Origin of the sequence: Halomonas sp. AOP7-B1-5, assembly GCF_052353045.1 — a bacterium.
Classification (GTDB): Bacteria; Pseudomonadota; Gammaproteobacteria; order Pseudomonadales; family Halomonadaceae; genus Vreelandella; species Vreelandella colorata.
The window spans coordinates 134,398-149,055 of record NZ_JBQTDC010000004.1; the positions used below are offsets into that span (position 1 = coordinate 134,398).

The 14,658-nt window shown below is 57.1% G+C and carries 11 protein-coding genes; 4 read left to right on the forward strand and 7 right to left on the reverse strand.

Annotated elements, in window-relative coordinates; all coding sequences use genetic code 11:
- Nucleotides 1–43: 43 nt before the first annotated feature.
- Both ACT3XD_RS03885 and ACT3XD_RS03890 read right to left on the reverse strand, forming a co-directional pair.
- The gene (locus tag ACT3XD_RS03885; protein ID WP_192536676.1) at nucleotides 44–1,555 is read right to left on the reverse strand and encodes a sodium:solute symporter family protein; all 1,512 of its coding nucleotides are present in this window, start codon (nucleotides 1,553–1,555) and stop codon (nucleotides 44–46) included.
- Complete coding sequence (locus ACT3XD_RS03890; protein ID WP_225735999.1) at nucleotides 1,548–1,715, reverse strand: hypothetical protein; 168 nt, start codon at nucleotides 1,713–1,715, stop codon at nucleotides 1,548–1,550. The genes ACT3XD_RS03885 and ACT3XD_RS03890 overlap by 8 nt, the downstream gene beginning before the upstream one ends.
- Before the next feature lie 262 nt (nucleotides 1,716–1,977).
- Here ACT3XD_RS03890 and ACT3XD_RS03895 point away from each other — a divergent pair, with 262 nt between their 5' ends.
- Nucleotides 1,978–3,960 carry a methyl-accepting chemotaxis protein gene (locus ACT3XD_RS03895; RefSeq protein ID WP_192536678.1) on the forward strand — a complete coding sequence of 661 codons (1,983 nt, stop codon included), beginning with the start codon at nucleotides 1,978–1,980 and terminating at the stop codon, nucleotides 3,958–3,960.
- A 102-nt stretch (nucleotides 3,961–4,062) separates the two neighbouring features.
- On the opposite strand, the gene katG is transcribed toward ACT3XD_RS03895, so the two are convergent.
- The 4 genes from katG to ACT3XD_RS03915 form a co-directional block, all read right to left on the reverse strand.
- A complete protein-coding gene (katG, locus tag ACT3XD_RS03900) occupies nucleotides 4,063–6,228 on the reverse strand; it encodes a catalase/peroxidase HPI (RefSeq protein ID WP_192536679.1) in 2,166 nt (721 codons plus the stop codon).
- A gap of 298 nt (nucleotides 6,229–6,526) precedes the next feature.
- On the reverse strand, nucleotides 6,527–7,969 hold the full coding sequence (locus ACT3XD_RS03905; protein WP_192536680.1) for an NAD(P)(+) transhydrogenase (Re/Si-specific) subunit beta: 1,443 nt from the start codon (nucleotides 7,967–7,969) through the stop codon (nucleotides 6,527–6,529).
- Between the two features lie 16 nt (nucleotides 7,970–7,985).
- A complete protein-coding gene (locus ACT3XD_RS03910; RefSeq protein WP_192536681.1) occupies nucleotides 7,986–9,557 on the reverse strand; it encodes a Re/Si-specific NAD(P)(+) transhydrogenase subunit alpha in 1,572 nt (523 codons plus the stop codon).
- Nucleotides 9,558–9,767: 210 nt separating this feature from the next.
- The gene (locus ACT3XD_RS03915) at nucleotides 9,768–10,040 is read right to left on the reverse strand and encodes a DUF2798 domain-containing protein (protein WP_192536682.1); all 273 of its coding nucleotides are present in this window, start codon (nucleotides 10,038–10,040) and stop codon (nucleotides 9,768–9,770) included.
- Between the two features lie 130 nt (nucleotides 10,041–10,170).
- Here ACT3XD_RS03915 and ACT3XD_RS03920 point away from each other — a divergent pair, with 130 nt between their 5' ends.
- On the forward strand, nucleotides 10,171–11,124 hold the full coding sequence (locus ACT3XD_RS03920) for a LysR family transcriptional regulator (RefSeq protein ID WP_192536683.1): 954 nt from the start codon (nucleotides 10,171–10,173) through the stop codon (nucleotides 11,122–11,124).
- A 32-nt stretch (nucleotides 11,125–11,156) separates the two neighbouring features.
- Here the strand turns inward: ACT3XD_RS03920 and ACT3XD_RS03925 are convergent, their stop codons facing one another.
- Nucleotides 11,157–11,807 (reverse strand): TetR/AcrR family transcriptional regulator, encoded by a 651-nt coding sequence (locus ACT3XD_RS03925; RefSeq protein ID WP_192536684.1) that lies wholly within the window; start codon nucleotides 11,805–11,807, stop codon nucleotides 11,157–11,159.
- 107 nt (nucleotides 11,808–11,914) lie between these two features.
- Between ACT3XD_RS03925 and fabF the strand changes: the two genes are divergently transcribed.
- Nucleotides 11,915–13,180, forward strand: a complete 1,266-nt coding sequence (fabF, locus tag ACT3XD_RS03930; RefSeq protein WP_192536685.1) for a beta-ketoacyl-ACP synthase II — start codon at nucleotides 11,915–11,917, stop codon at nucleotides 13,178–13,180.
- A 66-nt stretch (nucleotides 13,181–13,246) separates the two neighbouring features.
- Entirely contained in the window at nucleotides 13,247–14,656 is a 1,410-nt protein-coding gene (gene mapR / locus ACT3XD_RS03935; protein ID WP_192536686.1) for a GntR family transcriptional regulator MpaR, read from the forward strand.
- Nucleotides 14,657–14,658: the final 2 nt, after the last annotated feature.

Here is a 14,658-nt window from a genome sequence, read left to right on the forward strand (position 1 = left end):
TATGCTTTTCTAAACCATCCACAATCCGCTCAAACTGGATAACCTACACGGTCGCTTCCTTAGATAAAGGGGCATTAGCCAGAGCCCCCTTTTTACGTTCCAGCACTTCACTAATTGCGCTCAGGAATGCTTCCGCAGAGGCTGTATGCGGCGTGGTCAAAAGACTTACACCAACGAAGAGCACCGTCGCCACCACAATTCCCCAAATGCCGGCCGGCAAACCCAGCAGCGAATTACCCGTGGCATACATCACCAGCACGAACACACTGGTACCCAATACGCTTGCCAACGCACCGGCGGCGGTGCCTTGTTTCCAGTAAAAAGCCCCGATAATCGCCGGCACCATTGCTACCAGACCTGATGAAGCCGCGACAGAGAGCACGGCGATCAAATCCAGCTGTAGTTCGGCGAAGCCCAGTGCCAGCAAGGCAATAACCGGAACGACAATTTTGCCCATTAGCAACTGACGCTTTTCACTCACATTCGGTTTGGCGTTGGCAAAGACATCCCGGGACAGCATTGAGGCAAGGGTTAACATGATCGAATCGATCGTTGAAACAGCAGCGGCCATGATGCCGATCATAACAATGACACCCAACACTGGCGGTACAAAGTCAGAGGCCAAAAGCGTCGGTGTGGCGAGATCGGCACGCGCAAGATCGGGAAACGCCGCCAGTGCCGAGAAACCCCAGAGCACTGACACCAGCGTATAAATAAAGCCAAACACCAAAAATCCAATCAGCATCTGGCGCATAGCGGGCAACGACGCAGGCATGAACAGACGCTGGCTTACCTGCGGGTTGGAAAGGCTGAAAAAGAACCAGGGAATACTTAGCCCCAAAAAGGTAACCAGACTAAAAAGCCCTGGCCCTGGAACGGTCAAGGCAGCCGGATGCTCAGCCTCAAGCGTACCAAACAGACCGCTAAAACCACCCAGCCCTTGAATGACCAAAAAAGCGACCAGCGTTGAGGCGACAATCATCATCAGCGCTTGTAACGAGTCGGTCCACATCACCGAGCGAATACCGGCAATATAGGAAAAGAAAACGGCAATTACCGTCGCCATGACCACCCCAGTGGTGAACGTGATGGCGCCATCCGTCATACCTTCCAGAAGATAGCCCACTCCGGCCAACTGAACGGCAGAGTAAGGGATCAGAAAGATGCAGCTGGCAATCGCAACGGCCATGGCGACAGGCTTACTGTTATAGCGATGCCCAAGCATTTCACTTGGCGTTACAAAGCCAAATTTCTTCCCCACGGCCCAAAAGCGAGGCCCAAAGATAGCTACCAGGGAAACGCCTGCAAAATAAATAATTTCAAAGCCCAGCGCGCCGACGCCACCGGCGTAGGTTAGCCCCGCCAGCCCCACCATCATAAAAGCGCTATAGGTGGTTGCGCTGTAGCTAAGCGCCGAGACAAATCCGTTCATCTGCCGGTTACCCAGGAAATATCCCGACATACTGTTCGCAGCCCCCTGCCGCGAGAGAACCGCAATACCGACCGCTATCAGTAGGTAGAGGGCAATGGCCCCCCAGATCATCGCCTCAGTCACGATCGTGTTCCTTAAAATCCCGGGTAATAAAGATATTGAGTGCAATCACCACGAGCCCAGCGCACGCCCAGAAAAGAAAGCTGCCGTACCAGGCTGCGGTGTTTGTCAGAAGGGTGTAGGGCACTACGCAGCTGAGCAGTACCACTAGCCAAACGGTCATTATCCACTTGCCTCGTTTCACGATTCACCTTGGGTTGTCAAAGCTGGGAGAAGCATGTGCAGTGTCGCTATTAGCGCATGAATAATCATTTGTTTCTGCACGGTATGCACCGGTTAAAAACTAACATTTCATTCAAGTTGGCGCACAAACAGTCGTTATTAAGACGTACGCCAGTAACTAAAGCTGTTTCTGCGCCATAAAAAAAACACGCGCGCATTAGCATTGACCCTGACGGTCATCTTTCTATCTACTGAGGCTCTAAATGAGTAAGTTTTCCCATCTATCATTAACACAAAAATTGCTGAGTGCAGTCGCTCTTCCTTTACTGATTGTTGCCGTCATTCTCGGCGTTATTGTCAATCAGCAGCTCAACCAAGCTATCCCTGACCTGATCGACAATGCCGGTACACGGCAAGTTGAGGCACGTGCCGACGAGATAGGCCGCTGGATCAACGGCTACCGTAACTGGAATGCGGTGCTGGCCAAGGATGAGCGTCTCGCCGAAAACGTTCCTGTCGCCTCACACCTTGATTGGCTCGCCAAACGCTACCCGCCAGGCGGCACCATCGAATCTCTGTTCTTCTCCAATGCCTCGGGTGACACGATAACCCATGCGGGCGTGCCGTTAGATATCTCGGAACGTCCCTACTTCAAGACACTCATTTCTGAAAGCAGCCAGGATAGCCTGCTTGTCGACCCGGTGATCTCCATGGTCAGCGGGCTGCCAACGGCGTTAGTAGTCGATACCGTTTTCGATGGACGCGGCAACCGTGCAGGGCTTTTAGGTATCACCGTGTCCATGGCGGCGGTGTCTGATATTACCTCGGACATCAATGTCGGTGAAGGGAGTTACGGCTGGCTAATTGACAGCCAGGGTCAGGTCATTGCTCACCCGGTCGAAGAGTACCGCATGTCGCTGAACTATACCGACGCCGACCACACCCAGGGGTATCAGGGGCTGGATGCGCTGAGTCAGTCGATGCTCAGCGGCGCCCCCGGTTCCGGTGAAATCACCATGCCCAGTGGCGAACGTACCCGGCTCATGTGGAGTCCTGTGGAGGGTACCTCCTGGGTTGTCGGCGTGACCGTCCCGATGACCGCCTTTACCGCCGTAACCAACAGCTTGCTGAAGTCCTTGTTGTTGGCGGGCGGATTACTGCTGGTATTGTTACTGGTCGTTGTCGCCTATGCGGCACGCCGCTCGCTTGCGCCGATTAAGCATACGGCTAGTGCCATGGCCGATATTGCTCAGGGCAAGGGTGATTTGACCCGCCGTCTGGAGGTTAAATCACAAGATGAGATCGGTGATCTGGCACGCGGTTTCAATGCGTTCGTTGAGCGTATGCAGGGCACCCTTCAGGAAGTGCGCCATAACGCCCAAACGGTACTCGCTGGTGCCAGCGACATGGCGGATGGCACTCATGAGCTTTCCTCACGTACCGATCAGGCTGCGGCCAACATCCAGGAAACCTCCGCCTCTATGGAGGAGATCCACTCAACGGTGGCGCACACGTCGCAAGCGTCTGAGCAGGCCAATGGCCTGGCGATTGAAGCCGCAGGCGCTTCCAAACGCGGCACTGAATCCATGACCCAGATGGAAAGCAAGATGGGCGCGATCAGCGAGTCGTCCAACAAGATCAGCGATATTATCGGCCTGATCGACTCCATCGCCTTCCAAACCAATATCCTGGCGCTTAACGCCTCGGTCGAAGCCGCAAGAGCCGGTGAGCAGGGGCGCGGCTTTGCGGTAGTGGCCAACGAAGTACGTACGCTAGCCAGTCGCTCGGCAACTGCTGCTCAAGATATCCGCGCGCTGATCGATGTGTCGGTTAATCATGCCAAGGAAGGCAACCATATCGTTAAATCTGCCGCCCAGCAGATGCAGGAAATTCATCGCAGCATCACTCAGGTGTCTGACGTGATTGGTGAAATTACCGCTGGCGCCCGCGAGCAAACCGCAGGTATCGAACAGGTCAATACCGCCGTTGCGGAAATGGATACCATGACGCAGCAGAATGCTTCCATGGTTAGCCAGAATGCCTCCCTTGCCGCGCAGATGCGTAACAACGCCGAGCGTCTGGATCAGTTGATGAGCGAGTTTATTTTGGGCGATTCACAGCCGCTAGCTATCTCCACAAGCGCTACTCCTCCAGCAAGCAGCCCTCGCTTACCGGCCGCCTCCCCTGCGCCTTCAACGCTCAAGCCCAGAAAGGCCGTCGCCGAGCCCGAGTGGGAAGCGTTTTAAACCTTTTCTTTTGCCCTAAAAAGCCCGCATCTTTCGATGCGGGCAAGACTGGGTACATCAATAGTCGTTACTGCTCACGCGCCCTTTCTAGGGCGCGTAGCGTTACGCTAAATCAAAGCGGTCGGCGTTCATCACTTTTGTCCACGCGGCGATAAAGTCGCGGGCAAACTTCTCGACGTGATCATCCTGCGCATAAATTTCGGCATAGGCACGCAGAATCGAGTTGGAGCCAAACACCAGGTCAACGCGGCTGGCTGTCCACTTCACTTGACCGGTTTGGCGATCACGAATTTCATAGTGGTCGCCCGCCGGATGCCAGGTATTGGCCATATCCACCAGGTTGACGAAGAAGTCGTTGGTCAATGCGCCTTCGCGCTCGGTGAACACGCCGTGCCTGATGTTTGTGTGATTAGTGCCTACGTGGTTGGTGCCTAATACGCGCATGCCACCTACCAGTACGGTCATTTCCGCTGCGGTCAGGCCGAGCAGTTGAGTGCGGTCCAGCAGCATCTCTTCGGGGCTGACCACGTAGGTGTCTTTCTGCCAGTTGCGAAAGCCGTCGGCCAGAGGCTCAAGCACCTCGAACGACTCGGCGTCGGTCATTTCATCCGTTGCATCACCGCGGCCGGGGGCAAAGGGCACCGTGGCACTTAAGCCTGCGGCTTTTATCGCCTGTTCGATGCCCACATTGCCCGCCAGCACGATGGTATCGGCAAGGCTTGCGCCACTTGCCTGGGCGATGGGCTCAAGCACGGCCAGCACGCGGGCCAAGCGCTCGGGCTCGTTGCCCTCCCACTGGTTTTGCGGTGCCAAGCGGATACGTGCGCCGTTGGCGCCGCCGCGCATGTCAGAGCCACGATAAGTGCGTGCGCTGTCCCAGGCAGTGTTGACCATATCGCTGATGCTCAGGCCGCTGGCGATGATGCGTGCTTTCAGGGCGTCAACGTCGTAGTCGGCCGGCCCTGCGGGCACCGGGTCTTGCCAGATCAGGTCTTCCTGGGGTACGTCCGGGCCTGCGTAGCGCACTTTTGGGCCCATGTCGCGGTGAGTCAGCTTGAACCAGGCGCGGGCGAAGACATCATCAAAGTACGCCGGGTCCGCCATGAAGCGCTGGCAGATGGCGTTGTAAATTGGGTCGACCTTTATGGCCATATCGGCATCGGTCATGATCGGCATGCAGCGGATGGAAGGATCTTCCACGTCTACCGGCATGTCCTCTTCTTTAATGTCGACAGGTTCCCACTGCGAAGCACCGGCGGGGGATTTTCTCAGCGCCCATTCGTGGCCAAACAGCATCTCGAAGTAGCCCATGTCCCACTGTGTCGGGTTCTTGGTCCAGGCGCCTTCAATACCGCTTACCAGAGTGTCACGGCCAATGCCACAGCCTTTGGTTTTCATCCAGCCAAGGCCCTGAAGCTCGGGGCCAGCCGCTTCGGGCTCCGGGCTTAGATCGCCGGGCGTGCCGTTACCGTGGCACTTGCCGATGGTGTGGCCACCAGCAGTCAGAGCTACCGTTTCCTCATCGTTCATCGCCATGCGCTTGAAGGTTTCACGCACTTGAGCGGCGGTCTTGAGCGGGTCGGACTGGCCGTTCACGCCTTCCGGGTTCACGTAGATCAGGCCCATCTGCACGGCGGCAAGCGGGTTATGCATGGTGTCGGGCTTTGCTACGTCGCCGTAGCGGCTGTCGGAAGGCGCCAGCCACTCTTTTTCAGCGCCCCAGTAGGTGTCCTTTTCAGGGTGCCAGATATCCTCGCGACCAAACGCAAAGCCGAAGGTTTTCAAACCCGCGACTTCATAGGCCATGGTGCCGGAAAGAATCATCAAATCGGCCCAGGAAATCTTGTTGCCGTACTTCTTCTTGATCGGCCACAGCAGACGGCGGCCTTTATCGGTATTGGCATTATCCGGCCAGGAGTTGAGCGGCGCAAAGCGCTGATTGCCGGTGCCGCCACCACCACGGCCATCTGCCAGGCGATAAGAACCTGCCGCATGCCAGGCAACCCGGGCAAACATGCCTACGTAGCTTCCCCAGTCGGCTGGCCACCACTCCTGGCTTTGGGTAATCAGCTGGCGAAGGTCCGCTTTCAGTGCCTCGACATCCAGTGTTTCGAGCGCTTCGCGATAGTTAAAATCTTCACCCAGCGGGTTAGTCTTGGTATCGTGCTGGTGCAGGATGTCCAGGTTCAGGGCGTTAGGCCACCAGTCGGTGTTGGACTTGCTGGCGGCTGTGTTACCGCCGTGCATTACCGGGCATTTACCACTCATGCGTTCGTTTCCCCTTATTGCTCTTACCCCTGGCGTAACCAGAGGAACACTCAATGACGTCTCTCAACATGACGCTTTCAAAACGCGCGAGCGGGCGACTCATTGACATGGCACAGTTTTAAAGCACATTAGCCATAGCTACAATTTGCATTTAGCGACTAACTTGATAGTAATTTTTAATTTACAGGTAAAAAGACCATTTCCTGGTAACCATGGCAGTGAGCGAGACGCGCCGATTAAACGCAAACAGGGCGCCCTTGGGCGCCCTGTTCGTTGGGTTGCACTGCGTTGTGGAACGTTAATCGACCAGCGGTAGCAATGCGTTCAGGCTATCGCGGGCATCGCCGTAGAACATCCGACTGTTCTCCTTGAAGAACAGCGGGTTTTCGATGCCCGAGTAGCCGGTACCCTGCCCGCGCTTGCAGATAAACACCTGCTTGGCCTCCCAGACCTTCAATACCGGCATACCGGCAATGGGGCTGTTCGGGTCTTCTTCAGCAGCCGGGTTAACGATATCGTTGGAGCCGATGACGATCACCACGTCAGTGCTGGTGAAATCGTCATTGATTTCATCCATCTCCAATACGATGTCGTAAGGCACCTTGGCTTCTGCCAACAGCACGTTCATGTGCCCCGGCAGGCGCCCCGCCACCGGGTGAATACCAAAGCGCACGTTCTTGCCCGCCGCACGCAGCTTGCGTACCAGATCGCTTACCGCACTCTGCGCTTGCGCAACTGCCATACCGTAACCCGGCACAATCACCACGCTATCGGCATCGTTCAGGGCACTGGCCACACCGCCGGCATCAATCGCTACCTGCTCGCCTTCGATTTCCGCGGCAGGCCCCGTGCTTCCACCAAAGCCGCCCAGGATCACGTTAACGAAGTTGCGGTTCATCGCCTTGCACATGATGTAGGAAAGAATGGCCCCTGAGGAGCCCACCAGCGCACCCGTCACGATCAACAAGTCGTTTCCGAGCGTAAAACCGATAGCCGCCGCCGCCCAGCCCGAATAGCTGTTGAGCATCGAGACCACCACCGGCATATCAGCACCGCCAATCCCCATGATCAGGTGATAGCCGATGAAGAAAGCCAGTGCAGCCAGCACAATCAACGTCCAGAAACCTGCGCCGTTGAGATAAAGCACCGCCAACAACAGTGAAAGCACTGCAGCACCAGCATTGAGTAAATGCCCGCCAGGCAGCTGGCGCGGTTTGCCGTCGACTTTACCCGCCAGCTTGCCAAAGGCAATCACCGAGCCTGTAAAGGTGACCGCGCCGATAAAGATGCCCAGCACCACTTCGATCTGCAAAAACGTTAGCTCGTCCGGTGCCTTGGTGGCCACCAGCGCGGCAAACGCCGAGAACTCTTGCATCACGCCGTCGGCAGCGCGCGCGGCCAGCACCCGGCGGCGCTCCAGATCCGCACTCCAGGCTACAAATACCGCCGCCAAACCCACAAAGCTATGCAGGGCGGCCACCAGCTGGGGCATTTCGGTCATTTCGACCTTGCCCGCCATATAGGTACCGATGCCTGCGCCGATAATCATCATCGGGATCAGCCACCAATAGCCGCCAATGCCCGGCCCTAAGGCGGTGAAAAATACCGCGACGGCCATGCCCACAATGCCGTACCACACGGCGCGCTTGGCTTTTTCCTGATTACTAAGCCCGCCCAGCGATAAAATAAACAAAACGCTTGCCGCAATCGCCGCGGCAGATACGAATCCTTGACCTAACATATCGTTTCTCCGCCGCTCAGGATTTTTGGAACATGGCTAGCATCCGGCGTGTCACCAGGAAGCCACCCACAATATTGATCGTTGCAATGAGTACCGAAATAGCCGCCAGCACGCTAACCACCGCGCTGCCTGAGCCAATCTGTAAAATCGCCCCCAAAATAATGATGCCGGAGATCGCATTGGTCACCGCCATCAGCGGCGTATGCAGCGAGTGGCTGACTTTCCAGATCACCTGGAAGCCGATAAAGCACGCCAACACGAAGACAATAAAGTGCTGCATAAAAGACGCGGGCGCGACTTGACCGAGCAGCAGCATCAATGCACCGCCGATCGCCAATATGCCGACCTGGCGCTTGGTCTGGGCCTTGAACGCAGCGGCCTCGGTGGTTTTTTTCTCTTCGGGCGTCGGCTCTTTTTCTTTCTTCTTCGGTTTGGCTGCGGCAATCGCTTTTACTTTGGGCGGGGGCGGCGGAAAGGTCACTTCGTTCTGGTGAGTGACCGTCGCGCCACGAATCACGTCATCATCCATATTGTGATCGATCACGCCATCCTTCTCAGGCGTTAAATCGGTCAACATATGGCGAATATTGGTGGCATACAGCAAGGATGACTGGGTCGCCATGCGCGAGGGGAAGTCGGTATAGCCGACCACAATCACGCCGTTATCGGAGACGACGCGCTCATCGGGCTGGGTTAAATCGCAGTTACCGCCTTTTTCAGCGGCAAGATCGATAATCACCGAGCCTGGTTTCATGGACTCGACCATATCCTCAAGCCACAGCTTGGGCGCCGGGCGGCCGGGGATCAGGGCGGTGGTGATGACAATATCCACGTCGGGCGCCTGTTCGCGGAAACAAGCCAGCTGCTTTTCGCGAAACTCAGGGCTTGAAGGCGAGGCATAACCGCCGCTTTCCGAACCATCCTGACTGTCTTCGAAATCGAGGAATAGAAATTCAGCACCCATCGACTCGATCTGTTCAGAGACTTCCGGGCGTACATCAAAGGCGCGCACCACAGCACCCAGGCTGGTGGCGGTACCAATGGCCGCAAGCCCGGCCACGCCTGCGCCAATCACCAGCACTTTAGCCGGCGGCACTTTACCCGCAGCGGTTACCTGGCCGGTAAAGAAACGGCCAAAATTATTGCCCGCCTCGATCACCGCGCGGTAACCGGCGATATTGGCCATGGAAGACAGCGCGTCCATCTTCTGGGCACGGGAGATACGCGGTACCATATCTATGGCGATCACGCTGGCGCCCTGGGCCTTGCATTTTTCCAGCAGCGCTTCGTTTTGCGCGGGCCAGAAAAACGCAATCAGCGTTTGGCCTTTGCGCAGTCGCGCAGCCTCACTATCAGAGGGCTCACGGACCTTAATGACCACCTCAGCGTCTTGCCAGAGTGCGTCCGCGCTATCCACCACGGTCACGCCAGCATCACGGTAAGTGTCGTCGTTAAAGCCCGCCGCCAGACCTGCGCCTGTCTCAATCAGGCACTCATGGCCCAGCTTTTGGATCTGCTTGGCACTTTCCGGGGTGAGCGCCACACGCGCTTCGCCCCGGCTCGTTTCCTTAGGTGCGCCTATTCTCACACGGGTACTCCCTACTGTTTAAAAAGTGGGCTATTGGCTTTAGTTGTTGGCGGCTGATCTCGGTGCCCCGCCCTCACTCAAACGTTATAGATTCTCACGCAGCCTTGGATAAAAGCTATTCAACCTTTGATGCAGGTAGGTCATGAGCTTTCTCAATACGTCATTGCAGGGAAGCACCAGTATGAGCAAAAAGTACCCTGGATAATTATCTCAATGCGACCTAATGGTTAGCTGAACAAGGCGAGCCACTAGCGGGCGCACCATCAAAATACAAATAAAGGCACTGGGCATGGCCACGCGGTAGGCGTGCCACACCTGACTGAAATAATCGTCACTCATCCCCGCATTAACCGCGGTAATAATTAGCGTCATTAAAAACGCCATCACCGTCGACATATATAAAGCAAAGACGACCGGCGTAAAACGAGGATGCAGCTTGCGCGCGGCCAGAATACGCTGTTCGGGGAACTGTCGTTGTGTCATTGAAGCCTACCTGTTCGTTGAAAAGCAGGTAGGCACTTTACAGCGCTCTTAAGGGAGGCAGAAGCCTATGCCTTATGAACAGAGCAATAAGCTAAACTTACGAATTATTTTTAACAACATGGTTTAACTTATGGTTGCCCTGCGCGGTATTGAAAGCTTCGTAAAAGCTGTTGAAGCGGGCTCTATTGCTGGTGGCGCCCGCCTGCTGGGGATTTCCCCCGCCGCTGCCAGTCAAAATATCAGCCGATTAGAAAACCACCTTGGCGTGCGTTTACTCACTCGCACCACGCGCAGCCTGGCGTTAACGGAAAACGGCTCGGCTTATTACGCCAAAGTGCGCGAACTGGTACAGGAGCTGGAGCTTGCCAGCCAAGCGGTCAATGCGCTCAATTCGGCGCCTAAAGGCCGCTTGCGTATTGCTTCCACCGGCGCATTTGCCCGGCATATTCTGGCGCCCATGATTCCGGCATTTAACCGGCGCTATCCGGATCTTACGGTTGAACTCAATATCGCGGACAGAAATGTGGACCATATTGCGGAGTCGGTAGATGCCAGCATTAGAATCCGCCACGCCCTGGAAGATGGGCTGGTAGCGCGCCCGATTGCTCGCGTACCATCACTGTTTTGCGCAGCCCCCAGCTATCTAAAGCGCGCCGGCTACCCGCGTACTTTGGAGCAGCTAAAAGAGCATGACTGCCTGGTGTTCCGCTTTCCGCTGGACGGGCGTTATCTCGGCTGGGGATTTGTGCGTAACGGAATACGCTTTGATGCACCGGTAAACGCACGCATGATCAGCGATGACATTGATGCACTCGCGCAGATGGCGGTTGAAGGTGGTGGGATCACTCGATTAGCAGCGTTTATCGCAGAGCCGCTTATTGCGAATGGCAAGCTGGTGGCGCTCTTTACCCAAAAACCGGTGACGTCAGAAACGATTACCTCTGCGCTTGAGGCCGACGCGCAGGTTGAGATCGAACCATTGGAGTTTTATCTCTGCGTGAGGCATCGTCGGGAATTAACCCCCAAAGTGCGCGCATTTAGCCAGTTCTTGACGGAAACGCTGCCTGAGCGCTGGCGAGCGTAACGCGGGGGGAACGGCTTTACACATACCCATAGCTATTGGGCCATCACGCGTTGCAGCATCCCTTCGGCGTCGCCTTCACTTACGCCAAGCATTAAAAGGATCTGGCGCTGGGTGGCCATCAATACGTGCTGGCGTTCTTCCTCGCCCGGCAAGCTCTTGGCAATGGCGACGGCGCCTACCAACGAGGCCAAAATAACCCGCGACTTATCGGCAATAACAGTGCGGTCATTGGCAAAGGGCAGCTGTTTAAGCTTACTCAGCGCGAGCAGGCGCGTTTCGAGCATTTTCTTCATGCTTAAATACGAGGCTTCAAACATGGTGCGGATTTCGGCTTTTTCGCTGCCTATCTCGTTAAACAGCACCGCTTCAGGCCCCGGCTGCTGCTTACGCTCAAGTTCCTGCAGATTCCAGTAGTTGGACACAAGCTCGGTGAGATGCTGCAGGGAGAGCGGCCCTTTGACCAGCCGTGCTGCGCGACTGCCGTCCAGGGTCTTACGCACAGAGGCATCATAGAGCGCTTCTTTAGAGGCAAAATGGGCATAAAAAGCGCCGTGGGTCATTTTAGCCAGCGTCATTACCTGACCAATAGACACTTTGTTGAACCCATACCGACTAAACAGCTCTGTCGCTGAAGACAGAATCCGCTCTCGGGTTTTTGCCTTGTGGCTTTTGGGATAAGGCATGTTTACCTCGTCATGGCACTGCTAGCTAAATGGTGCCGCTAAATATTATCTTGATCATATAATGCGTAATGCTAGCGTTAGCTTATTTAAAGCACTGAGGAGTCGCTATGCATTCACCTATTGTTATCACTGGCATGGGTATGGTCAGCCCCTTAGGGTGCGACGTCAAGACAACATGGCAGCGCCTGATCGAAGGCCGCTCGGGTATTAGCCAGATCACGCGCTTTGATACCGACGCCATTCCGATCAAAATTGCCGGGGCCGTTGCCCATTCAACTGATGATCCCGAAGCGGGCCTGCGTCTGGATGATATCGCAGACGTTAAAGAGCGCCGCAAGCTGGATCTGTTCAGCCTTTACGCCATGGCGGCAGCAAAAGAGGCTCTTGAACAGGCTGGCTGGCAGCCTACGGATGAAGCTCAACGACGCGCTACGGCAACCATCATCGGCTCAGGCATTGGCGGCTTCCCAACGATCACCGAAGCGCAGCAAACGTTACAGCAGAAAGGTTATCGCCGGGTATCACCCTTTACCGTACCGGCGTTTCTGGCCAATATGGCCGCGGGCAATCTGTCGATTCGCTACGGCTTTCAGGGCCCACTGGGCTGCCCGGTGACGGCGTGTGCGGCGGGCCTTCAGGCGATTGGCGACGGCATGCGCTTAATTCGTAGCGGTGAAGCTGACGTTGCCTTGGTGGGCGGCGCCGAGGCGTGTATCGACCCACTGTCTTTAGCAAGCTTTAACGCGCTTAAAGCGCTTTCCACCGAGCACGAACGGCCAGAAAGCGCGTCGCGCCCCTTCGACAGCACCCGTAACGGCTTTGTGATGGGCGAAGGTGCGGGCCTACTGGTGATCGAAACCCTGGCCCACGCCGAGGCCCGTGGCGCCACGCCCCTGGCGGTGATCAGCGGCTACGGCACCAGTGCCGACGCCTACCATATTACCGCCGGGCCGGATGATGGTAACGGCGCCGCTGCGGCGATTCATTCAGCGCTTAAAATGGCGGGGCTTGGCGCGGATGAGATCGGCTATATCAATGCCCATGCCACCTCGACTCCGGTAGGCGACCGCGCCGAAATTGCGGCCCTACGCCGCGTGTTTGGTAGCACTCTAGCGAACATTCCTATCTCTTCCACCAAGTCGGCAACGGGCCACCTGTTGGGCGCCGCGGGCGGTGTCGAGAGTATCTTTTCAGCGCTGGCCGCCACCACCGGCCATCTGCCGCCCACGCTCAACCTGACCCACTGCGATGAAGACATGCAGGATCTGGACTTTATCCCGCTGACAACGCGTACCCAGCCCACTCAGCATGTGCTGTGCAACGGGTTTGGGTTTGGCGGCGTCAATGCGGCGCTGATTATCAGCCAGCTATAGCGCTGGAAGTCGGTTTTCGGCCGCCGTTAGCGTATCCTCAAGGCCTGTTTTAGGCGGCTGACAACCATGAAACGCTACGAACGCTTTGCCGACGAGATTTCCGAACTGATTCGCAGCGGCGTGCTGGCACCGGGGGAGCGCGTGCCCTCGGTGCGCCAGGCCAGCCGCCACTACGCCATCAGCCCTTCGACCGTTTTTCAGGCGTACTACCTGCTGGAGAACCAGGGGCTGATCGTGGCGCGGCCGCGCTCGGGCTATTTCGTGCGCGAACAGGCCCCGCGGCTGCTCACCGAGCCCGAGATGAATCCGTGCGTTCAGGAAACCGCGGACATTGCGGTCAGCGAGCTGGTCTTTTCGGTGCTGGGCTCGCTCCAGGATAGCGACACGGTGCCCTTTGGCTCCGCATTTCCAAGCCCTGAACTGTTTCCGCTGCCGCGCCTGGCACGCAGCATGACCAAGGGGCTGCGGGCGCTGCCGGCCGACGCCATCATTGCCGACATGACCGCCGGCGACCCGGACCTGCGCCGCCAGATCGCCCTGCGCTATCGCTTGACCGGCGTGCATCTGCCGCCGCAGGAGCTGGTGATTACCAACGGCGCCATGGAAGCGCTGAACCTGGGTTTTCAGTGCGTCACGTCTCCGGGGGATCTTGTCGCCATCGAGTCGCCCGCCTTCTACGCAAGCCTTCAGGTGCTTGAACGCCTGAAGCTCAAGGCGGTGGAGATTCCCGTGCATCCTCGTGAGGGGATCGACCTGGACGCCCTGGCGGAAAGCCTGGCCCGCTATCCCATCAAGGCCTGCTGGTTCATGAGCCACCTGCAGAACCCGCTAGGTGCGAGCCTGAGCGATGCCAAGAAGCAGGCGCTCTACACCCTGCTCAAGCAGCATCAGGTGCCGTTGATCGAAGATGATGTCTACGCCGAACTCTACTTTGGCACCACGCCGCCCGCGCCGGTGAAGCACTACGATGACGAGGGACTGGTGATTCACTGCGGGTCGTTTTCCAAGTGCCTGGCGCCGGGTTACCGGGTGGGCTGGGTGGCGGGTGGGCGCTACGCGGAGGCCATTTCGCGACTGAAACTGATGACCACCATCTCGCCCTCGGTGCCCGCCCAGGTGGCCATTGCCGACTACCTGCAGCACGGTGGCTATGATCGCCACCTGCGCCGGCTGCGCTACGCCCTGGAAGCTCAGCAGGGGCACATGCTGGATGCAGCGGCCCGCTACTTCCCTGCGGGTACGCGGGCCACGCGCCCGGCGGGTGGCTACTTTCTATGGTTTGAATTTCCCAGGCAGGTCGATTCGCTGCGTCTTTTTCACATGGCCCGCGAGCAGGGCATCAGCATTGCGCCGGGACCCATCTTTTCCGCAACGCAGGGGTATCGCCACTGCGCACGCTTGAGCTACGGCCACCCCTGGACGCCGCGCAGCGAAGAGGCCATGGCGCTGCTCGGCCAGATGCTCGCCTCGTTCTAGCG

Bases quoted from the DNA above. Each gene is read 5' to 3' on its own strand.
- ACT3XD_RS03925 (WP_192536684.1), bottom strand. From the start codon at position 11,807: ATGCCTTATCCCAAAAGCCACAAGGCAAAAACCCGAGAGCGGATTCTG.
- ACT3XD_RS03905 (WP_192536680.1), bottom strand. From the start codon at position 7,969: ATGTTAGGTCAAGGATTCGTATCTGCCGCGGCGATTGCGGCAAGCGTT.
- ACT3XD_RS03920 (WP_192536683.1), top strand. From the start codon at position 10,171: ATGGTTGCCCTGCGCGGTATTGAAAGCTTCGTAAAAGCTGTTGAAGCG.
- mapR (WP_192536686.1), top strand. From the start codon at position 13,247: ATGAAACGCTACGAACGCTTTGCCGACGAGATTTCCGAACTGATTCGC.
- katG (WP_192536679.1), bottom strand. From the start codon at position 6,228: ATGAGTGGTAAATGCCCGGTAATGCACGGCGGTAACACAGCCGCCAGC.
- ACT3XD_RS03890 (WP_225735999.1), bottom strand. From the start codon at position 1,715: ATGACCGTTTGGCTAGTGGTACTGCTCAGCTGCGTAGTGCCCTACACC.
- ACT3XD_RS03915 (WP_192536682.1), bottom strand. From the start codon at position 10,040: ATGACACAACGACAGTTCCCCGAACAGCGTATTCTGGCCGCGCGCAAG.
- fabF (WP_192536685.1), top strand. From the start codon at position 11,915: ATGCATTCACCTATTGTTATCACTGGCATGGGTATGGTCAGCCCCTTA.
- ACT3XD_RS03895 (WP_192536678.1), top strand. From the start codon at position 1,978: ATGAGTAAGTTTTCCCATCTATCATTAACACAAAAATTGCTGAGTGCA.